Source organism: Tessaracoccus lubricantis (assembly GCF_039544535.1).
GTDB lineage: Bacteria > Actinomycetota > Actinomycetes > Propionibacteriales > Propionibacteriaceae > Arachnia > Arachnia lubricantis.
In genome coordinates, this window is sequence record NZ_BAABLV010000009.1 from 1 (window position 1) to 20,779 (window position 20,779).

The 20,779-nt window shown below is 65.8% G+C and carries 20 protein-coding genes and 1 pseudogene; 5 read left to right on the forward strand and 16 right to left on the reverse strand.

The features are described 5' to 3' along the window. Positions 1-43 precede the first annotated feature (43 nt). A complete protein-coding gene (locus ABEA30_RS03115; protein ID WP_345578843.1) occupies positions 44-289 on the forward strand; it encodes a hypothetical protein in 246 nt (81 codons plus the stop codon). Here ABEA30_RS03115 and ABEA30_RS03120 read toward each other — a convergent pair. The 7 genes from ABEA30_RS03120 to ABEA30_RS03150 form a co-directional block, all read right to left on the reverse strand. After that, positions 258-1,019, reverse strand: a complete 762-nt coding sequence (locus ABEA30_RS03120; RefSeq protein ID WP_345578846.1) for an LmeA family phospholipid-binding protein — start codon at positions 1,017-1,019, stop codon at positions 258-260. The genes ABEA30_RS03115 and ABEA30_RS03120 overlap by 32 nt on opposite strands. Beyond that, a complete protein-coding gene (locus ABEA30_RS03125) occupies positions 1,006-3,246 on the reverse strand; it encodes an MMPL family transporter (protein ID WP_345578849.1) in 2,241 nt (746 codons plus the stop codon). Before ABEA30_RS03125 ends, ABEA30_RS03120 begins: the two co-directional genes overlap by 14 nt. Beyond that, positions 3,243-3,779: a hypothetical protein gene (locus ABEA30_RS03130; RefSeq protein WP_345578852.1), complete on the reverse strand. Its 537-nt coding sequence runs from the start codon at positions 3,777-3,779 to the stop codon at positions 3,243-3,245. The genes ABEA30_RS03125 and ABEA30_RS03130 overlap by 4 nt, the downstream gene beginning before the upstream one ends. 107 nt (positions 3,780-3,886) lie before the next feature. Further along, entirely contained in the window at positions 3,887-5,776 is a 1,890-nt protein-coding gene (locus ABEA30_RS03135) for a glycoside hydrolase family 127 protein (RefSeq protein ID WP_345578855.1), read from the reverse strand. A gap of 16 nt (positions 5,777-5,792) precedes the next feature. Beyond that, positions 5,793-6,602, reverse strand: coding sequence for a carbohydrate ABC transporter permease (locus ABEA30_RS03140; RefSeq protein ID WP_345578858.1), 810 nt, complete (start codon positions 6,600-6,602; stop codon positions 5,793-5,795). Beyond that, a complete protein-coding gene (locus ABEA30_RS03145; protein WP_345578861.1) occupies positions 6,599-7,495 on the reverse strand; it encodes a carbohydrate ABC transporter permease in 897 nt (298 codons plus the stop codon). The genes ABEA30_RS03140 and ABEA30_RS03145 overlap by 4 nt, the downstream gene beginning before the upstream one ends. Before the next feature lie 72 nt (positions 7,496-7,567). Next, a complete protein-coding gene (locus ABEA30_RS03150) occupies positions 7,568-8,866 on the reverse strand; it encodes a sugar ABC transporter substrate-binding protein (protein ID WP_345578864.1) in 1,299 nt (432 codons plus the stop codon). A 159-nt stretch (positions 8,867-9,025) separates the two neighbouring features. Between ABEA30_RS03150 and ABEA30_RS03155 the strand changes: the two genes are divergently transcribed. After that, positions 9,026-10,033, forward strand: coding sequence for a LacI family DNA-binding transcriptional regulator (locus ABEA30_RS03155; protein ID WP_345578867.1), 1,008 nt, complete (start codon positions 9,026-9,028; stop codon positions 10,031-10,033). A 114-nt stretch (positions 10,034-10,147) separates the two neighbouring features. On the opposite strand, the gene ABEA30_RS03160 is transcribed toward ABEA30_RS03155, so the two are convergent. Next, the gene (locus tag ABEA30_RS03160; RefSeq protein ID WP_345578870.1) at positions 10,148-12,079 is read right to left on the reverse strand and encodes an acyl-CoA dehydrogenase family protein; all 1,932 of its coding nucleotides are present in this window, start codon (positions 12,077-12,079) and stop codon (positions 10,148-10,150) included. A 412-nt stretch (positions 12,080-12,491) separates the two neighbouring features. On the opposite strand from ABEA30_RS03160, the gene ABEA30_RS03165 reads away from it, so the two are divergent. The 3 genes and pseudogenes from ABEA30_RS03165 to ABEA30_RS03170 all read left to right on the forward strand — a co-directional run bounded on the left by ABEA30_RS03165 (position 12,492) and on the right by ABEA30_RS03170 (position 13,949). Then, positions 12,492-13,049 (forward strand): type IV toxin-antitoxin system AbiEi family antitoxin domain-containing protein, encoded by a 558-nt coding sequence (locus ABEA30_RS03165; protein WP_345578872.1) that lies wholly within the window; start codon positions 12,492-12,494, stop codon positions 13,047-13,049. Between the two features lie 56 nt (positions 13,050-13,105). Then, positions 13,106-13,300, forward strand: a pseudogene (locus ABEA30_RS15910) (nucleotidyl transferase AbiEii/AbiGii toxin family protein); the annotation flags it as partial. Continuing rightward, positions 13,236-13,949 (forward strand): nucleotidyl transferase AbiEii/AbiGii toxin family protein, encoded by a 714-nt coding sequence (locus ABEA30_RS03170; RefSeq protein WP_345578875.1) that lies wholly within the window; start codon positions 13,236-13,238, stop codon positions 13,947-13,949. The pseudogene ABEA30_RS15910 and the gene ABEA30_RS03170, both read left to right, overlap by 65 nt. Positions 13,950-14,606: 657 nt before the next feature. Here the strand turns inward: ABEA30_RS03170 and ABEA30_RS03175 are convergent. The 8 genes from ABEA30_RS03175 to ABEA30_RS03205 all read right to left on the reverse strand — a co-directional run. Further along, on the reverse strand, positions 14,607-14,837 hold the full coding sequence (locus ABEA30_RS03175) for a helix-turn-helix domain-containing protein (RefSeq protein ID WP_345578878.1): 231 nt from the start codon (positions 14,835-14,837) through the stop codon (positions 14,607-14,609). A gap of 80 nt (positions 14,838-14,917) precedes the next feature. Then, entirely contained in the window at positions 14,918-15,160 is a 243-nt protein-coding gene (locus tag ABEA30_RS03180; RefSeq protein ID WP_182781068.1) for a hypothetical protein, read from the reverse strand. 10 nt (positions 15,161-15,170) lie between these two features. Then, positions 15,171-15,407, reverse strand: coding sequence for a BrnT family toxin (locus ABEA30_RS03185; RefSeq protein WP_182800327.1), 237 nt, complete (start codon positions 15,405-15,407; stop codon positions 15,171-15,173). 70 nt (positions 15,408-15,477) lie between these two features. Continuing rightward, positions 15,478-16,596 carry a tyrosine-type recombinase/integrase gene (locus ABEA30_RS03190; RefSeq protein WP_345578891.1) on the reverse strand — a complete coding sequence of 373 codons (1,119 nt, stop codon included), beginning with the start codon at positions 16,594-16,596 and terminating at the stop codon, positions 15,478-15,480. Between the two features lie 743 nt (positions 16,597-17,339). Next, on the reverse strand, positions 17,340-18,365 hold the full coding sequence (locus tag ABEA30_RS03195) for a Gfo/Idh/MocA family protein (protein ID WP_345578894.1): 1,026 nt from the start codon (positions 18,363-18,365) through the stop codon (positions 17,340-17,342). A 2-nt stretch (positions 18,366-18,367) separates the two neighbouring features. Then, positions 18,368-19,546, reverse strand: coding sequence for a neutral/alkaline non-lysosomal ceramidase N-terminal domain-containing protein (locus ABEA30_RS15915; protein WP_386085142.1), 1,179 nt, complete (start codon positions 19,544-19,546; stop codon positions 18,368-18,370). Positions 19,547-19,554: 8 nt separating this feature from the next. Then, positions 19,555-20,331, reverse strand: coding sequence for a sugar isomerase domain-containing protein (locus ABEA30_RS03200; RefSeq protein WP_345578897.1), 777 nt, complete (start codon positions 20,329-20,331; stop codon positions 19,555-19,557). After that, a partial coding sequence (locus tag ABEA30_RS03205) for a 6-phosphogluconolactonase (protein ID WP_345578900.1) occupies positions 20,328-20,779 on the reverse strand: 452 nt, incomplete at its 5' end. The genes ABEA30_RS03200 and ABEA30_RS03205, both read right to left, overlap by 4 nt.

Sequence of the window (20,779 nt, forward strand, 5' to 3'; positions counted from 1 at the left end):
ACTACCGCCTCAGAATGCTCCTCATCGGCGGCGGTCTACGACTATGACCCCACGCTCAGGTACGAAGAGCCCCGATGGCGACGGCGGATGGGAGTGGGTGGCGGCCGAGGCGAGGCTCAAGGCGGGCATCCCGGAGGCCGGGGGCACCGTGCTGGGGCTCGACCCGCCGCTGCCCGGCTACATGGCAGCGTTGGCCGTCGCGGTCGACGGGGGCTCGGCGGTGGTCACCCGTGTCGCCGTGGGCACCCGCGGCGAGTTCACTGCACGAGGCGCACGTCGTCGCCGGTGAGGTGGGCGCGGAAGCCGCCGTCGACCACCTCCACGCTCCGCAGCACCACACCGTCGGGCAGGCCCTCGATGGCGTACTCGAACGTGACCAGCTCGCGCACCACGTCACCCAACAGGTCGGAGATGAACTGCGGTGCACCGATGTCGATGGACGTCGGCACCATCACCAGCTTGCCGCCCACCACCTCGACGGAGCCGGTGGCCCCGACGGGGAGGCTGCGGCCCAGCGCCTCCACCCGCGTGTCGACGCGCGCCTCTCCCCCGCCGGCGGCGCCGACGGTGGTGCCGGGCCCCACCTGGGCTGCCACCACGTGGAACGGGACGGTGGCCGTGAGCTCGAGGTGGCGGGCGACCAGCCCGTCCGGCCCCGACGTGACGTCGGTGCCCGTGCCGACGACGTCCTCGAGCGGAGTGCCAGCAGCGAAGACGGAGCTGGAGTTCAGGGAGATGTCACCCAACCAGACCTCGTCCTCGCCAAGGTCCGACGGCGGGGTGGGCGCCATGGCCGGCCCGCCCGACGGCGACGGTGAGGTGACACCGGGCGCTGGTGCATCGGCGCTGCCCGTCCCCTGCGTGATCGACAGCCACAACAGCAACAGCACGAGCAGCAGGACCAGGAGCATGGCGACGGCGCCGATGACCCAGTCCAGCACCCGCCCCAGCAGTCGTCGACTGCCCCACTGCGGAGGCGGATAGGCGTGACTGCCGTGCGGCTGTTCAGGAACGGGCACGGGCCGTCCTGTCGCGCGCACGCCTCTCTCGGCGCAGGATGCCCGACGGCCAACTGCTGACCGGGCCGACCAGCGTGATCAGCGACGGCACGAGCAGCGCCCGCACGATGAACACGTCGATGAGGATGCCCACCCCGAGCAGGAAACCGAGCTCGCGGAACGGCCCCAGCGGCACGAGCGCAAGGAGCCCGAAGCTGGCGGCCAGTGCCAGGCCAGCCGAGGTGATCGCGCGGTTCGATTCCGGGGTGGCGACAAGGATGGCCTCCCGCATGGGCCGGTTGCGGGCCTCCTGCCACACGTGGCCGACCGCGAAGATGTTGTAGTCCGAGCCCAGCGACAGCAGGAGCACCGAGCCGGCGAACGGGACGTAGAACGTCTGGTCGTCGTGCCCGAGGAAGTCCTGGAAGAACAGCACGGACAGCCCGAGGGTCGCGCCCAGGGCGAGGACGCTGGACGCGAGGAGGTAGAGGGGCGCGATCAGGGCGCGGAGGAAGACGACCAGGAGGAGCAGGTTCACGGCGAGCGCGACGATCCCGATCCGGAACAGGTCGTTGGTGGTGTCCGCGATGACGCCCGACGCCAGCGCGGTGTCGCCGCCGACGTGCGTGGTGACCTCGCCCAGCCCCGCGTCGGAGGCGAGCTGGGGCAGCTCGGCCTCGAGGTTGCGCAGCGTGTCGATCGCCGTCGCCTCGAGCGGCGTGCTGTCGAGGACGACGAGGAAGCGGACCGCCTCACCCGACTTCGCGGTGAAGGCGCCGACGTCGTCCGCAGCGGGCAGGTCGCCGGGGCCGATCACGCCCGCCACGCCGGGTTGCGTCTTGAGGGCTTCGCCCAGCTGGGCCACCTCGTCGGCCTTCTCCCCCACTCCCGGGGCTTCGACGACGATCTCCGTCGGCGAGATGATGCCGGGCGCGAAGCCCTTGCCCGCCGCGTCCTCCGCCCGCTGGGCGCTGGTGGTCTCGGGCAGCGACTGGACGAACCCGAGGCCCAGGTCCAGGTGCCGCGCTTGGTAGGCGGCGGCGCCCAGGCCCGCCACGCACACCAGCACGAGGACCAACGCCGACGCGCGGTTCGCGACGGCCCGCGTCAGGAGCGACGGCCTCTTCCGCGCCCGCACGGGCTCCGGGGTGATGGTGCGGGGCCAGAAGGCGCCGCGGCCCAGGATGGCGAGGAGTGCGGGGACGAGGGTGACGGCCACCACCAGCCCGGTCAGGACGGTGAGGGCAAGCGCGGGCCCGAACCCCCGGAAGAGCGGGGATTCGGCGACCAGTAGCGACGCGGTGCCCGCCGCCACCGTGACGCCCGCCACGGTGACGATCGGCGTGAACGACGCGGTGGCCAGGCGAGCGGCCTCGAGCCGCGAATGGCCTTCCCGCAGGCGGGTACGCAGGCCGGAGAGGTAGAAGATGCAGTAGTCCGTGACGATGCCCAGGAGGAGGGCGACGATGAGCGGCCGGAGGTCGGCCGGGATGGACACGTCCATCATGCCCGCCACCCACCCGGAGACGCCGAGCGTGACGAAGACGGCGGCGCCCACGCTGATCAGGGTGAGCAGCGGGGCGATGAGGGAGCCGAAGGTGAGCGCCATGATGGTCAGCACCGCGAGGACGGTGACCACCTCGACGATGTGGACGTAGGAGTTGAGCACCAGGCCCTGTGCGGCGCGCGCAGGGATCGATCCCGTGACCCCCACATACGCATCCGACGGGTCCGTGAGCTGCTCGGCCGCGAAGTCCTCGACGGCTCGGGTCTGCTCGAAGAAGTTGAGCTGCGGGTCTGCGAACACGTAGGTGATCACCGTCGTGTTCTTCTCCCCGGCCCCCGGGAACGCGGCCTCGGCGTTGGGGACGGGGATCGCGCCCAGCAGCGGCGTGTCGTACTTGCGCTGGGTGACGGCGATGCCCCGCATGACGGCCTCCGCCTGCACCAGCGGGGGCAGCCCCTCGGGGTTGCGCTGCACGATCGCCGCGCGGCTCAGCAGGGGGAACTCGAACAGTTCGAGGGAGCGCTTCTCGGCGGCGAAGCTCGCATCGTCTGCGCCGAGGGCTTCGATGTCGTCGACGGTGCCCTGCATCGGCGGGAGGAACAGCGTCGCAGCGATCGCAGCGGCAACCCATCCGACGACGATGACCCAGCGCAGCGCAACGGTCACGCGCGCGTATCCGTACCAGAGTCGCGCCATGAAGCCGCGGCGGGGCTCCACCTCTGGCGCCGGCGCCTCGCTCATGGCGTCTCGCTGGGGCTGGGGCTCGGCTCCTCCGAGGTTGGCTCGTCTGACGCGGACTCCACCGGAGTGGGCTCCTGGGACGGCGATTCCGACGGCGACGGCTCCTCCGTCGATGGGGTCTGCCCCGCCTGGGCGAGGCACTCCTCCGACGCGCCAGCCGCGTCATCGCGGGCCTGCTGCAGCCGGTCCAGGGCTTCCTGCAGGGCGCGGGCGTCCTGCGCCTCCGCGCCTCGAGCCAGCTCTTCGACGGCCTGGTCGACCTCCACGTTGTACTCCGCGGCTCGCACGCAGGCCTCGGACACGTCCCCCGCCCCGGCGGGCGCGCCGCTCACCGTGGGGGAGGCCGACGGTGTGGGGCTGGCGCTGATGACCGACTGGGCGTCCAATGGCGTCGCCCAGCCGATGCCGAGGAGGAAGACCCCCGCAGCTGCGGCCAGCGCGATTCCGGCGAGGAGCCCGATCAGGAGCATCACCCAACCGCTCAAGGAACTGCCACTCCGGCGCGACGCGCTCCGGTGCTCGTCAACTGTCATGGATCCTCCTGGTGGTGTGACCGTCGAGCGGCCCCATGGGGAACAGCAGTATTGCGATGCTACGGGTCACAGGAGGTTGGCACCGCGGTTTTGCCGAGGTTCATCGACTAGGCCATTGGGAGCCACACCCGCATCGTGGCCGGGCCTCGATTGCCCCAGCGGTGGTACGGAATCAATGTCGTGCGCCGTGGCTCCCCCTGGCCAGCATCGCCAGCAGCACGGTAGGGCCACCCGGAGCCACCTTCCGCCACGAGGCGGATCGCAACCTCCGGCTGAACACCGTCCCCAAGGCCCGCCGCAACGTCCACCTGGGCTCTGCCGACATCGGCGCCCAAGTCATGCGACTCGAGCGCGAAGACGCGGGGCCCCTTCGTGACGGCAACCTGGTGGAAGACGGTGTCGATCCGGGGGTCCGGGTGGACCCACTTCGCCTCCATGGGCAGTGTGAGCGTCAATGACTCACCAGCCCTGAGGCGCCTGGGTGCATGGGCATACCCGGCTGCAACCTCGACGACGGTGTCACCCACGGCGAGCGTGGCCCCACCGTCGACCCAGGCCGGCACCCGGAGCCGAAGCTCCACGCCCTGTGTTGGTGCCGACACCACGGTGATTCGCACGATGCCGTCGTCCGGGTAGTTCGTTGTCATGTCGAGTTCGATCGACTCGTCAGCCACGGCCGCACGAATGTGGGCTGGCACGAACTGATGGATCTGCACCGCGCCGTCCCCGGTGGTGGCGATCATCGAGGCCATCGAGGCCAGCGTTCGCGACACGTTCGTGGGGCAGCACGACACGTCATACCAGGGAGCCCGCAACGATGAGTCGGCCCGAGGGCTGGGGACATCCTTCTCCGGGAGTTCACCAGGCGTCCGCCGGTACAACGTGTTGGCGTAGAAGAAGCCGTGTCCGTCCTCTGCCGTGGATGTCGCGACGATGTTGTAGAGGATGCGTTCGATGAGGTCTGCGTACTGGGGCTCGCCGGTGGCGAGCAGCAGCCGCTGGCACACCATCATTGCGGCGATGCCTGCGCAGGTCTCCGAGTAGGACCGGTCCGGGGGCAGCTCGAAGTCTTCACCGAAGGCTTCCCCGGTGTGCCTTGACCCCATGCCGCCCGTGACGTAGGTCCGTCGGGCCATGGTGGCGTCCATCTGCGCCTTGACGGCCGCGAACAGTTCCTCGTCGCCGGTCTCCACCGCTACGTCGGCTGCTCCTGCGGCGAGATACATCGCACGGACGGCATGGCCACGCGCCACCGTCGCCTCTCGAACTGGAATGTCGTCCTGGTAGTAGGAGCGGCCCCACTCGATGTCCCTCAGGCGCCCGTGCCCACGCCTCTCGACGAACAGCGCCGCTTGCCGGATGTACTTGTCATCTCCGAGGAGCCGGCCGAGTTCCGCCAGGGCGACCTCGATCTCCGGGTGGCCGGGGATGGAGTCGCGCCCACCCTCGCCGAACTCGGCGCAGACATGGTCCGCGGCTCGGATGGCCATCTCGACGAAGGCATCCCGCCCGAAGGTTCGGGCTCGGGCGACGGCTGCCTGGATCAGGTGACCGAAGCAGTACAACTCGTGGCCCCATTCGAAGTCCGAGTACCGCGGTTGCTGGCCCGGCCGCCCGAACTTCGTGTTGAGGTAACCGTCAGGCTCCTGGACGGGCAGGATGCGTCGCGTGAGCGCCTCGAAGCGTTCGTTCATCTCGGCCGAACCGGTTCGTCCGTGCTCCCATGCCATCGCCTCCATCAGCTTGTAGACGTCGGAATCGGAGAATTCGCGTCCCCGCCTCTTCTCCACCAGCGTGCCGTCGAGGGCGTGGTCGAAGTTGGCGATCCAGCCCACCTTCTCCATCCACTCCTGTGCATGTGCGATGAGGGTCGACGCGTTGAGCGCCTGACGTTCACCCCAGAAGCCACCGAGGATCTCGACGTCGCCAAGGCCCAGCGGGCGCAGTCGGCTGGTGGACGGGACGATGGGCAGCCCGAAGTCCACGATTCGGCTCATGGTTGATCCCTCCAGATCACTTGACTGCGCCGACGGCCAAACCGTCGCGCAGGGACTTGTACGAAAGCGAATAGACGATGAGGATCGGGATCGAGGTGAGGACCGACAGCGCCATGAGGCCCGGCCAGTTGATCCCGAAAGCGGAGACTTGTTGCGAGAGCATCGCCGACAGCGGATACGTTCCAGGCGCCAGGAAGAAGTTCACGGCGTAGAGGAACTCGCCCCAGGCGAGCAGGAATACCAGGGTCCCCACCGTGAAGACTCCGTTCCTGGCGATGGGCAGGACCACCGACCAGAAGGTTCTCACGAGGTTGGCGCCGTCGATCTGGGCAGCCTCCTCCAGAGCCGGCGGCACAGCCCGGAAGAAGGGGCGCAGCAGCATCACCCCGAACGGGATCAGCAGTGCCGTGTCCGCGATGATCACGCCCACCATGGAGTCGAGGAGGCCCCACGCGCCGAAGATCTGGAACAGGGGGATGACGTTCGCGGTCTGGGGCGCCATCTGGAACACGATCAGGAGGCCCAATCCGAGCGATGCGACCACGCCATTGACGCGCGCCAGCCCATAGGCCGCTGGAACCGCGATCAGGAGGACCAGGGCAGTGGTGCCGACAGCGATGGTCGCCGACTGCTTGAACGCCGTGAAGAGCGCGGGGCCGATGGCGTCTCCGTAGGCAGCCAGGGTGGGCGTGAAGCTGAAGGGGGAGCCGAAGACCTCGTTGGAAGCCTTGAAGCTCGTCAGCACGATCCAGAACAGCGGCACACCGTAGAGCAGGGTCAAGAGCGCCTTGACAAGGCCAGTGACAGGTCCGGTGCGCCGGTTCACGATCGTTCCTCTCGCAGGATGGAGCGCGCATAGACGGCAGCCAGCAGCAGGACGAGGGCCAGGGCAATCACTGAGGTGGTCGAGCCCAAGGCGTAGTCGTAGCGCTGGAATGCCTGAAGGTAGCCAAGGAAGGGCAGGGTGTTCGTCGCCGTACCCGGCCCGCCGTAGGTCATGACGTAGATGTAGTCGAAGGAGCGGAACCCGTACACGACGGTGAGGATGAGCAACACCAGGGTCGTGGGGCGTACAGCAGGCAACATCACGTGCCGGACCTCACCCCAGCGCCCAGCGCCATCCAGCGCCGCTGCCTCGAACTGTTCGTTGTCGATCTGCATGAGGGCGGCACGGAAGACCAACACGTTGAAGGGGATCACGGCCCACGAGCAGACGAACGCCACCGAGAGCAACGCCCATGTCTGGTCGTACAGGAAGGGCAGCGCGGCATCTGCGAGTCCCAGCCTGAGGACGACCGAGTTGATCAGGCCTTCGCTCGCCAGCAGGAACTTCCACACCGACCCATTCACCACCGGAGGAAGAGCCCAGCAGAAGACCATCACGGCGAGGACCACGCTGGACCATCGGCCCGTGGTCCGCAGCGCAATCGCCCCAGCAATGCCCAGCAACATTCCGGACAGGGTGACCACCAGCACGAAGATCGCGGTGCGCCACATCGCAGCCTGCGTCTCGTCCGCAGCGAAGGCCGTCAGGTAGTTTCTGAACCCCACGAACGTCCATTCACGGTTCAACGTTCGGGACGTGACATCGGACAGGGACATGCGAACCAGTTGGATGAGGGGGAACAGCGAGAAGGCTGCGAGGAAGAGCGCAGCAGGTAGCGCGAAGAGCCAATGGCTCTGACGGGTGGAGCTACGGTGTCTCGCGAGCCTCGGCATCTGGGTTCCCTTCATGGTCCGGTGGGCTTGGGCGGGGTGGGCGTTCGTCGACGCCCACCCCGATGTGGTGCGTCAGCCGACGATGCTGCTCAGCTTGTCGACGACGCCCTTGGCCGCGTCTTCGGGCGACTGCTGTCCTCCGACGACTGCGGACCACGCCTGCCCCACGGTCAGCTGGACGTCCGGCACCGACTCCGGCGGGATGGCGGCGTCCGGGTAGTTCGCGCCGAACTTGGCGACGGTCTCAGCGAACGGCCGGAGCAGCTCGTTGCTCGTGACGGCGTCGTTCTCGGCCGCGTCGAGCCGCGAGGGGATCGATCCCACGATCTCAGCTGCAGCCAGCTGGCCGTCGACGGCCAGGTAGCTCGCCTCCAGGTACTTCCAGGCCAGTGCGGGGTCCTTGGAGAACGCGCCGATGCCCTGGCCCTCTCCCCCGAGGTAGACCTTGCCCGAATCGGACAGGGGCAGCGCCACGACGCCATAGTTGAACTTCGCGTCGCTCTTGGCGGTTCCCATCTGCCAGTTGCCGTTCTCGGCGAACGCCACGTTGCCGGCGGCGAACTGCTGGAACGGAACGGTCTGGTCCCACGTCACGGCTTCCTGGGACAGGTAGCCCTTCTCCACCCAACCCCGGGCACGGGCCAGACCCGCCGCCAGCGGTTCCGCTTCCGGTGCCGCGTAATCGAAGCCTTCCGAGCTCAGCCAGGGGAACGCCTGCCACTCGCCCTGCCCCTGCGGCAGCGCGCACAGGGTGATTCCCTGTTTGCCCGCTGCGACGGCCTTGTCCATGGCCGCCTCGAGTTCGTCCATGGTCGTGGGCGGCTCCACCCCGATCTCGCCGAGGATGTCAGCGTTGTACCAGAGGCCGAGAAGGTTGACGTAGCCCTGAACCGCGAAGGTCTCGTCCTCCAACTTGTGGATCACGGAGCTGGGCAGTTGGTCCGCGTCTGCGTACCCGTTCAGGAAGGTGTCGATGGGCTGAAGCGCACCAGCCAGGGCGAGGGTCGCCGCCTCAGCGCCGTTGAACACGGCGATGTCCGGACCCTCCTGGGCCCCGACCGCCGAAACGAGCTTGGAGTTCATCTGGTCATAGGGCACGAACACGTTCTCCGCCTTGGACCCCGGGTTGGCAGCCGCGAAGAGCTCCGCGTAGCGGTCCATCAGCGCGACTTGGTTCGGGTCCGAGAAGTAGTGCCAGACGGTGACGGTCCCTCCAGCAGCAGCGGTGGTCTCCTCCCCTCCCGCCGTCGTGGGCGTGGTCGACTCGGGTGCTTCGGTGGTCGAGCCGCTGCCGCAGCCTGCAGCGGCAAGGGCGCTGACCCCCAGCCCTCCGAGGAACACGCGCCTCGTCAAAGCCGATGTGATTTTCATTCGGATCTCCTTTGTTCCGCGGACGTTCGGAGAGTAGGGCTCTGTTCCGAAACTTCCGAAATCGCTTTCGGAGGAAAGACTACGGTGGCACTATGCTGCTGTCAACGGGGTTGGCTACACTTCCGGTAGCGGTTTCGTGACAGGCGAGGGGAGACGACGATGCGTCCAGCGACACTCAAGGCGGTAGCTGCAGAGGCAGGAGTCTCCCTGTCCACGGCCTCCAAGGCGCTCAACGGCAGAGATGAAGTAGGCGCGGCAACCCGCGAACGTGTGCTCGCCGCCGCCGAGAAGCTCGCATTCACACCCAACCCCATGGCTCGCAGCCTGGCCGCTGCCCAGTCGGGGACGGTCGGGTTGTTGGCTTCAGACCTTGATGGCCGTTTCTCCATTCCCATCCTGATGGGAGCAGAGGACGCCTTCGGCGCTGAGCGCATGTCCGTGTTCCTGTGCGATGCACGGGAAGACGCCATCCGTGAACGTCACCACTTGCAGGCTCTGCTCGCCCGGCGCATCGACGGTCTCATCGTCGTCGGCTCGCGCACAGACCCACGGCCCTCCCTGGGCAAGGACCTTCCCGTCCCGGTGGTCTACGCCTACGCTCCCTCCGACGATCCTTCCGACACCTCACTCGTGCCGGACAACGTCAGCGCCGGGGCAATGGCCATTGAGCACCTGCTCTCCCTCGGCCGGACAAAGATCGCGCACATCCACGGAAACGACACCTACGCGGCCGCACACGATCGTGCCGTGGGCATCCGGCAGGCTCTGGGCGAGGCTGGACTCCAACTCCTCCCGCCGTACACATTCGGTGCCTGGTCCGAGGCGTGGGGAAGGGCGGCGGCCAAGAGCATCCTCGCTCAGTCACCGGACGTCGACGCCATCGTCTGTGCTTCTGATCAGATCGCGCGGGGTGCCATCGACAGCCTCCACTCCCTGGGTGTGTCCATTCCCGACGACATCGCGGTGGTGTCGTTCGACAATTGGGAAATCCTCGCCACCGGGTCCCTCCCCCAACTGACCAGCGTCGATATGAACTTCGAGGCCTTGGGGCGCCTGGCGGCCCAGCGAGTCTTCGATTCGCTGGCGGGCAAGCAATTCGAGGGCGTCGAAGCTCTTCCATGCCGCTTGGTCGTGCGTGGCTCCTCTGTGGCGGGAGCGACAAGCTGAGGGCAGGAGCGGAGAGCCAGCCCCACCGGTCGACGGCCGCGCAGTGGGAGCCCAGGTAGGGCCTCGGCGACACCAATTTCGGTGGCATCGTGCGCTCGGCCTGCGCCGACGTACTCAGCCGAGGTCGATCCGCCTGCGAACGTCCGGTACCTCTGCCGGGCCGGGTTCCCATGATGCGACCCAGGGCAGGTCGTCGGCCACGTGCAGCACGCCGTCCTCCAACCCGGTGTGGTGACCGTCGAGGACGCGGCGGGCGAGGTGCCGGTCGCTGCGGTCCGAGTTGTGCCACAGGGCGTCGAACAGTGCATCGACGCGGACCCTCGCCTGCTCACAGAACGCGGCGGCGAGTTCGACGCCGTCAGGGTTGCTGTCCTTCTCCGCCGTTGCCCGCACGCAGGACGCGGACATGGCGAACAGTTCTGCGCCGATGTCGACGATCCGGGCCAGGTAGGCCTGCCGGTACTCCAGCCTCCCCTGCCAACGCGCCATCCCTGCGAAGACCGCACGGGCGAGGCGCCTGGCCGCACGCTCCACGTAGCGGAGATGCCCGGCCAGCGCGCCGTGCCCACGGAACGATCCTGGCACCGTGCCGGCGCCGACCACGAGCATCGGGAGCCACTTGGAGTAGAACGCCGACGCCCGCGCAACCGCCTCGGCCCGGGCCCGCGTCGACGCCTCCGGGTCGATGATTTCGCCTGCCACCTCGAGGTGGACGTCGACCGCCTCGCGAGCGATGAGGAGGTGCATGATCTCCGTGGAACCCTCGAAGATCCGGTTGATGCGGATGTCGCGCATGAGTTGTTCCACCTCGGCCGGGCGTTCTCCGCGGGCCGCCAGCGAGTCGGCGGTCTCGTAGCCGCGGCCCCCGCGGATCTGGACGAGGTCGTCGATGACGCGCCATGCCATCTCCGATGCGTAGAGCTTGACCAGCGCCGCCTCGATCCGGATGTCGTTGGACTCGTCGTCGGCCATCATGCTGGCGAGGTCGAGCATCGACTCCATGCCGTAGGTGGTGGCGGCGATGAACGCGATCTTGGTGGCGACGGCCTCGTGGTCGCCCACGCGGCGGCCCCACTGGACGCGCTCCCCTGCCCAGCCGCGTGCCACGTGGAGCGACCACTTCGCCGCGCCCACGCACATCGCCGGCAGCGACAGGCGGCCGGTGTTGAGCGTGGCGAGTGCGATCTTCAGGCCCTTGCCCACCTGGCCCACGACGTTGGCGGCAGGCACTCGCACCCGGTGGAACCGGATGAGCGCGTTCTCTATCCCGCGTAGTCCGACGAAGGTGTTGCGGCGCTCGACGGTGATCCCCGGCGAGTCCGCCTCGACGACGAAGGCGGTGATCCCTCCCCTGCTGCCCGCCTTGGCGGGGACGCGGGCCAGCACGACGAACAGGCTGGCGATGGTGCCATTGGTGGCCCACAGCTTCAGCCCGTCGAGGAGGTAGGAGTCGCCGTCGGGCGTCGCGGTCGTCGCGAGCCGCGCGGGGTCCGAGCCGACGTCGGGCTCCGTCAGGAGGAATGCCGAGATCTCACCTGCCGCCACCCGCGGCAGGTACGCCTCCTGCTGGGCCGCAGTGCCGAACATCTTCACCGGCTGCGGGACGCCGATGGACTGGTGGGCCGACAGCATCGCTGAAACAGCGGGGCTGGCCGAGCCGATCATCGTCAGTGCCTTGTTGAAGTAGTACTGCGTGAGCCCCTGGCCGCCGTGCGACTCCGGCACCTTCATGCCGTAGGCGCCGATCTCGGCCAACGCAGCGAAGGTCTCGTCGGGGACGCGCGCCTCGCGCTCGATCAGGGCGCCGTCGATGCGGCGGCAGACCTCTTCGACGCGGGTGAGGTAGCTCTCACCCTTGGCGCGGGCCTCGGCGCTGGGCGTCGGCCATGGCTCGATGAGGTCGAGCCGCAGCCTGCCGAGGAAGAGCTCCTTGCCGAAGCTGGGCTTGGTCCACTCTGTCTGTCGTGCCGCCTCCGCAACGGTGCGGGCCTCACGTGCGCTGGGACCTTGGGTGGGCGCTGTCGTGGGGTGAGTTGTGGTGCTCATGATTGCCCTCCAGGAACGTCTTCCCACGATACGCCCCGGCGCCCATCTCGGAGGTCGAATCGCAGGCCAGCGCCGACTCGTTCGACGATGCGCTGGGCCTCGCCCTGATCTGGACACCTTGCGAGGCCTGTTCGCCCCCGCCACCACGACGACCGCGGCCCCGACGGAGGGTCCCTGCGGGGCTGCCTCGGGCCAATGCCGTCGGGCCAGGCGCAGATCAGCCATGCGCCCGGCCGCGACCCGAACACCTACGCAGTCCATCAAGAGACACCGGAAGTCTTCGGCGATGACCGCCCGCCCCGTCAGAGCGCCCACACACTTCGCCGCGGAGCACCCTGAGACGTGGTGAAACAAACCGTCCTCAGATAGACTTATCGGGATACGTTTTGTTTCAGACAGGGAGGGCACCGGGATGGCGCCACTCACACCCGCCACCGCGCGGCAGCAGGGCATGTCCCGAAGCACCCTCCACCGTGCCGCCCGCGACGGCAGACTGGAACGCATCGCCCGTGGAATCTACCTCTCCGCCGACGCCAGCTCCGCGGACTGGGACTGGATCGAGGCCGCCAGCCGACGCCCAGAAGCCACGATCTGCCTCACCTCGGCCCTGGCCCTCCATGACCTCACCGATGAAATCCCCGCCACGCTCAACGTGGCCATCCACCGAGAAGCACGCATCCCAGCCGGTAACTCAGCAATCAGTTGGCACCGCTTCCACACGGCAACCTTCGATCTAGGACGAGAAGAGGTCCCAATCGCCGGCACAGAGCAAACGATCGGGCTCTACACACCCGAGCGATCCATCGTCGACGCCTTCAGGCTGAGAGGCGCGATCGGTTACGAGCTCCCCCTCGAAGCCCTCAAGGAGTGGCTGCGCCGTGGAGGCAAACCCAACCGCCTGGTCACACTCGCGAGACTGCTCCCCCGTGCGCGAGGCCCCCTCCTCGCAGCCTTGGAGACGCTGACATGACCACCGGTCAAGACATGCCCCGGAAGTTGAGAGCTACAGCCCGATCGATGGCGGACATGACAGGCAAGCCGGCGCCCACACAGGAACTTCTGACCCGGCATCTCCTCGAGTCATTCCTCCACCGCTTGAGCCAGACTCAGCACGCTCCAGATTTCATCCTGAAGGGCGGCATCCTGCTCACCGCCTATGGCGCGCGTCGCCCCACAAAGGACGTCGACGCCAACGCGGTCAGCGCCGACGTCACCGCAGAGCACCTGTCTGCTGTGGTCAGGGACGCCGCAGCACTCGAAATGCCCGACGGAGTTGAGCCACCCCAACGCGATCACGGTCCAGGAGATCCGCGAAGAGGGCGACTACCCCGGTTTCCGAATCCGAGCCCAAGCATCTATCGCAACCTGGTCTGGAATCCTCACCTGGGATGTGTCCACAGGCGACCCGGTGGTTCCCCCGCCTCAGCTCGTCAAGATTCCCCGCATCATCGGCGAACCCATCGAAGTGCTGGGATACGCGGCCGAGACGGTCATTGCAGAGAAGGGCGTGACCATCCTCGAGAGGGGTATCACCAGCACTCGCTGGCGTGACTACATCGACATTGTGCAGCTGGCTAAGTCCGGCATCGATGTGGCCGCACTGCGCAGGGCTGCAGAGGCCGTCGCTCAGCACCGCAAGGTCACCTTGGAGCCCATCAGCCAGCACCTCGAGCGCTACGGCACCATCGGCCAGGTCAAGTGGGCGGCGTGGCGACGCAAGCAGCGCCTCGAAGCAGTCCCGGAGGCGCTCCTCGATGATCAAGTCGCCTTGATCGCAGCACTCCTTGACCCCATCTTCGGCACCGAACCCCGCTGGTCTGACGGTCTGTGCCACGAGTCCCGCAGTTCCGTCACCCGGCCTGGGTCTTGAGGCCGTCTAGGCACGCGACCACGAGTTCGTCCAGCTCGTCCAGATCGACCCAGCCAGGCACGCCTGACGCCACGACCATGAACAGATGCTCCGCTCCCCGGCCGAACTGTGGATCACGCCATACCCATTACACAAAGTCTCTGACATGGGCCTACCCTGACTTCGCGCAACTGCGCGCCCTGGGTCAGGGCCTGGACCACGACCCCGCCGTCATCAGGCTGGCCAGGCACCTCACCCTGCTCGGAGAACGCGGCATCCCAGCCGGGGCCCTCGTCGCCAACGCGCTGGCAGAAGGGCCACTCCCAGCAGAGCGTCCCGCAGCCGCCCTCTACTGGCGGATCCTGCAGCGCCAGACGGACGCCGAGCCGTCGGTGGCCTACGCCGTCGAGTCAGGCGCAGATCAGCCAACATCCCGGCCACGGCCCGAACACCTACGCAGTCCATCACGACACACCGGAGGTCCGCGCCGATGATCACGTCCCGCCGATTTGAGGGGAGCAAGACACGGCGCGCGCTACGGCTTCATGCGCTCACTTCGCAGAACGCGCTCCATCGCCATCCGCAGCCGAAGGAGAGCTACTCCGGGACTAGTGGCGAGATTCGACTCGTACTTCGAGCCTTCGGTCTGTGCCCACGAAGCCGACGCCCGCAATGCGGTCACCCGGCCAGGGTCTTGAGGCCGCCGGCGCTCGCGACCACGAGTTCGTCCAGCTCGTCCAAATCGACCATCACCCGGCGTCCAACTCGGTACCGGATCAGGGAACCGTCGCTGAAGCGTCGGGTCAAGGTCTTGGGATGAACACGAATGTACTCAGCGGCTTCATTCAGGGAGGCCAACCGCCGCGCGCCCGCTCTCGGTGTGGGGGCTGAGGTGTTACGGGTGCTCATCAAGGATCCTCTCGCTCATACCCCTATGAACCCCCACGGCCGACACCCAGCGTAAGAGGGGCCATCTGAACTGCGACGGTTCAGTCGCGACCGAAGCGCTGATAGGCAGCCTGACGGGTTGTGTCGAGCGCGGCCCCGATAACGGTCCAGGAGTCGCCGGCCTCGCGGGCCTCGTGTACTGCTTCTCGCAGTTCCTGTTCGGCCTCCGCCACCGCCTTCCGGGCAGCGAGAATCCGGCGGAAGTGCGCGGCGTCGCGGGCTGGGTTCGTACGGACGTCTAGCTGGTCCAGCCCGGTCGAGTCATTGTGTGTCTTGATGGTCATGGCGTTCACCTCACCTCAGGTAGTCGTAGAACTTCGGTCGTAGTCGATCAGCGTGGATGATCCGAGTCGGTTCATCTGCAGGCACAGCAACGAGTTCCAGCAAGCGTCCGTGCTGGTCAGGCCCGATCACCAACAGGCGTTCCTGACCGTTGTATTCATACTCGACGAGCCTTATGGCGTGGTGCCAAGCATGTTCGATCTCTGCATCCGTGATCCCGTGCTTACGCGCCGAACCGCGGATCTCCATGTGTAAAGACTACCTTTACATCCTGCCCTCGTCAAGGGAGCCTTTACACGTAGAGAGGCGATCGGGGGCCTCATGCCACGACGACTGTGAGGCCCTTGAGCGCTTCGTCCTGCTTGGGGCCGACGCTCTCGACCCGGCGTGGAAAGACGCGGCTGTAGACCTCAAGCGCCATCCGCGAGTCGCTCCACCCCAGCAAGAGCATGACTTCCGCGATCGTGTATCCCTCGCTGAAGAGCCACGCGGCGTACGAAGCACGAAGGTCGTGCAGCGTGATGTGGTCCTCCTTCGGCACCGGAAGACCCTTCCGCCCCAATCGGCGCCGCTCCGCCTCCGGGGTCCGCAGCCCCATATTGGCCAGTGCCCGGTTATGACGCCGGTCGGCCTCGGCAGGCCCCATCGGCTTGCCATTTCCGACGGTGAACACGAGCTGCTCAGGCGACCGTGGGTGCAACGCCAGGTGATCCTGCAGGATCGTCACCAAGGTGGTCGACATGGGCAGCGAGCGGATGCCAGCCGACGTCTTGGGAACCTTCACACCCACGCGGTAGGCATCGCCGTCCTTGCCATGCTCGATCGCCTGGTGCACGAGGATCCGCCGCCCCTCAAGGTCGAGGTCCATCCGACGCAGACCCCGGACTTCACCGGATCTCAACCGGCCCAGGGCCACCGTGGCCAACATCGCCACGTGCTGGGGTTCGGCGGCCTGCAGATAGCGTCGGACGTCGTCCAGGTCGAACACGTGACGCTGCTCCATCGCCTTCGTCTGGCGCGGGATACTCACGCCGGCGGCCGGGTTCTTCTCGATCCATCCCCAATGCGTGGCCTTGGTCAGCAACTCGTTGAAGAGGGCCAGGCTGGATCGGTCGCGACGCCGCTCCCCGCTGAGCGGCCCCTGACGCCACTGCCACACGTCATCATGGGTGATGGTCTTCACGTGGCGCTCGGTTCCCCAGTGGGGCACGATGCGAAGACGCCAATCCTGCTCGTAGGCCGTCGCCGTGGAGAGGGCCAGCAGCCGGGGCCGCTGGGCCAGAAAGCGTTCATAGGTCTCTTGAAGAGTGTGGACCACAGGAAGGCTGGCTTCGACTTCTTCGGGAGACCGCCACTCACCGCGCTCGATGGCGCGCCCCTGCATCAGGAGCCAGTGCTCGGCGTCGCTCTTGTGGGTGAAGGTCGTGGGAGCGGTCACTCTTCTTTGAGGATCGTCCGGATGAGTGAAGCTCGCCTGATAGCGCATACTTGGGAGCCGTCGGATGTAACCAAAATGTCTCATGACAGTCTGAACCCCGCCAGACTGCCCTTAGCGCGTGCGATGAACGTGCGATCTGAACAGTCTTTTCTGTCCCTTCGAGGGCACCTGGGTCCAAGGTGGAACAAGTAAACTCCCTAGTCACGTGCGTTTGACTAGGGAGTTCTGCTGTGGAGCATAGGGGACTCGAACCCTTATCCAAAGGCGTCTGACAAGCAGCTTAACCGCTTCGAAGGCAGTTTGTGATGCGAGCGTGCCATGACCTGATCCGAAGTTCTGGCCGTAAAGGCAACCGAGTGCGGAGCCGTCACCCCTTTGAGGAACAGCCGCACGCCCTGCCGTGTCCCTCATCGCGGACTAGCTTCCACGGATGGAACGAACGAGGGCCCTGCCGAACCCAAGACGTTCCATCACGCCCGCACCGACTCCTGCCTACAGAGTTCCTCCATTGCTTCGCGATCGACGGTCAAGACGGGCCGGAGTCAACGGATCAGGCACTCCACAGAGCCCTCAACCGCGCTCCCACCGTCCGAGCACAGAGCCGATGTCACCGCTGTCAGTGTCGACTAGTACGGCCCGAGAGTGAGCCGCTGTGACGGTCTGCATTCCAACTGGTCAGCGCAACGAGGGTGGTCCTGGGAGGCTTCTTCGGCGGGTGGTCTCCGAGGATGACACATAGGAGACTATTGATAGACCTTCTCTGGATTTCCAGAGGCGATCGAGCGGTGAACGGCTTCCAGCGTCGCGATTACATCGCGAGACGAGCGAAGGCTGATCAAGGGGTCATGACCTCCCAAGACGCAGCTTGTCATGTGATGGAGTGCGGCGGTCACGGCCCCCAGTTGCTGACCATGCACATCCGAGCCGATCGAAGTACGGGGGTACGAGAAGGAGTCGCGCGTCGCTAGGTGTACTTGGTCATCGACTCGCGGCAACTGGATGACGCCATCAGTCCCGACCACCTCAATGAAGGAATCAGTCATGGTTGGGAAGGTATCTGGATAGATCCAACAACTCTCGAAGGTAGCAAATCCGCCACTCGGGTAGCGGACCTGTGCTTGCACCGCGTCCAGGGTGTCGATGCCTTGGGTTGTGAGGACTCCGGACGATGCCGTCGCGAATACGCTAACGGGAGTCTCGCCGAAAAACCAGTTAACCAGGTCGATGTCATGGCTCGACAGGAACCATGCGCAGGTCGTGTTGGAGGCCCATGAGAGCATCGATGTTGGGACGAAGATGCGATCGTTCTTACGCGCATAGGCCATGATCGGTGCGCCAATGTTGCCAGCTTGTATCCGTTTCCAGGCTTCGGCGTAGGAAGGGATCCATCTGTGGTTGAAGCTGGTCATCAACGTTAGTCCGCATCTCTCGACTTCCTCGATGAGTTGGTCAGCCTCGGCTAGAGACGTGGTCAAGGGCTTCTCAACGAATACGTGCTTTCCTGCGGCTAGAGCCTGCCGGCAAATGTCAAAATGAAGGTTGTCGGGCGTCGCTACGGTCACGAACGAGATTCGCGGATCAGCCAGTAGACGGGTGAAGTCATCGGTGGCGTAGGCGTGGGTTCCCTTGACCAATTCTTGTGCTGAATCGAGTGGCAGCCCTGCCACGCCGACTAGCCGCGTTCGCGGATCCATCGCAAGCGAGGCCGCATGGCTGCGGCCCATGATGCCGGCGCCGATGATCCCGACGCCTAGTTGTTGGATTCCCATGCCTACCATCCTTCATTCGTAGCGGAAGCTTGTGAGACCAACTCGATCCCAACCTTGACCAACAAGGTGGCGGCTTGCGGAGCAAAACAGGAAGCTCGCCCGTAAAAGACATGCGCTTCTTCTACTTCATAGCCACCCGCCAGATACACAACAGGAGGGAACGGGAGGTACCCAGGCACACCACCGGAGTATCCGCCGACCAAGAGTTCGGACCGCCCACTTCGTGCGCGGATCTCGTTAGCCACCTGAATGAAGGGTTCCCCAGGCAGGAGCAGTACATCCAGCTCTCCCCACGCATGCCGAGAAACCGGAGCGACGACATCTGGATCTCCGGACATCGGTCCACCTGAGAGCGTCACTTCCGAAACTGCGACGCTGACGGTACTGCCGCCCACGGGATACGCAGCCCCCACAGCTAGAGCTGCGGCATCTGCAACTCGGACCCCAACGCGTTCCGCCTCTGGGAAGGTACGACGAGGCGACACGGAACCAAGAACACTCTCTGACGCTTTGTGCCCCGTATTCAGATCGCCACAGCACCCTTGCAAGAAGATCGCCGGGCAGCGGAGTCGTTCCTGCAGCCATCGTCTCGCGACTCCGGGCCAATCGGCGCTCACTAGTGTGTTGTCAGGCCCCAAGACGACTGGGTGACATGCGAAACAGAAGATGAGGCCCACCAAAGACTCGGAATCGTCATGGAATGACACCGTCCGGACTACCTCATCCGTGGAACTCTCGCCGCGGCGGTTGAATGTCACACCTTCAACGATTGTTGACCCGTACCTCATCGTGGCCGGTCGCATGGATCCCGAGGCCTGCAGGGCGGCTTGGACGGCTGCCGCAGCGACTTGGTCAAGATAGCCGGGCTCAGGGCATCCCCCCAGCACCTGAGCCGCGAATGGCGCGCTATGGGTGTGTGTAACCGCAAACGACACCGCTGCTGGTTCGATGTTGAGGGACCCAGCGACTGCGCGGCAGATGCTCCGTGATTCTTCACACCCCACTGCCACGAGATCAGCCACGAGAATGACTGACGCAACCTGACAGTCGGGTTCGCTGACGGAGATCGCTACAACTTCGAGGGGATCGTGGGTTCCCGTGCTTGGCGAGGTCCGTGCAGCGAAGCCTGCGAGTGGGACGTTGCTCAGCGGAGATATCTCAGCGGCGCCGAATCCGACCATCAGCTGACTCACAGCCAGCGCACCCGCCCTCGGAATCGGTGGAGGAAGGTCGTCATGTGCGCATCGCCGCCAGGCGCATTTCCACTCCGCCAGATGGAGGGATCCCCGCCAGAATCGGCAACGAGCGTGATTGCGGTGGCCATGATCGAGTTCATCGCATAGGCGTTAGCAAATGTTGACACAGCTGACGTTCGTTCGCCAACGTTGTCAATGGAGAGCATCGCGTCACCGATGGGAACCTGCGTGTCGACGTGGACATCGACTAGGTCATGGAGGTTGCCTCCGTTTGGATGCCTAGCCGGGTGATCAGCGGCGGTGTCCTCCGCATGAATCTTGGACGAAACGCCAATCGTTGTGACCCCGGTATCCCTGCACCAGCGAGCCGCTTCAATCAAGGCAGTGTTGATTCCGTAGGCATTGACAAGAATTAAAAGGTCCCCCGCGCGCAAGCCGTTGTCATTCATAACGACCGTGGCGTACCCCAAGGTTCGCTCCATGGCCATGGACCTCATCGCACCGCTTGAGAGGAGAGTGCCCTCATCAAGGATCGCGCTAATGTTTGCGAGCCCACCGGCGCGAAAGAACACTTCTTGGGTCGCGAGATTCGAGTGCCCCCCTGGGCCATAGACGTAGACCAGTTCATCCGCCATCACCTTCTGGGCGACCAGTTCTGCTGCCCGTGCCACGGCATCGCCGGATGTGTCCCGAAGTGCGGTGAGGTGTGCGACGACTGCGTCGAAGTACCGGCCGAGAATGGAGTCAGCAGCTTGTGTAGCGCGGCTCACGGTGTGCTCCCGTCAAGGGAAGATGCCGCGCCTCGGTCAAGGTAGATCCAAGCCTGTGGGTGTTTCCGCACTATGGTCGCGGGGAGTTTCTCGGAAATCGGTTGGGTCAGCATGGATCTGACAGCTGCTCCCTTGGCCCTACCCAAGACCGACACGAGCCATACACGCGAGTTCAAGAGCGCCGGAACGGTTAGGGTCAGAGCCTGCTTGGGGACTTCATCAATTCTAGAAAACAGTCCTTCATCGACTTGCTGTTGTCGCGATGCGAGGTCCAAATCCACAAGCCTGACAAGTCTCGGATCCGCAAAGTCCGCATGATCTGGTTCGTTGAACGCGATGTGGCCATTGACACCCACTCCCAGTAGGGCCACGTCGAGGGTGAGTCCCTTAACGTGGTGGCATTCCTGGGGCCTTGATCGGCGAGTCCACGGACGAGCGATGGGCCATC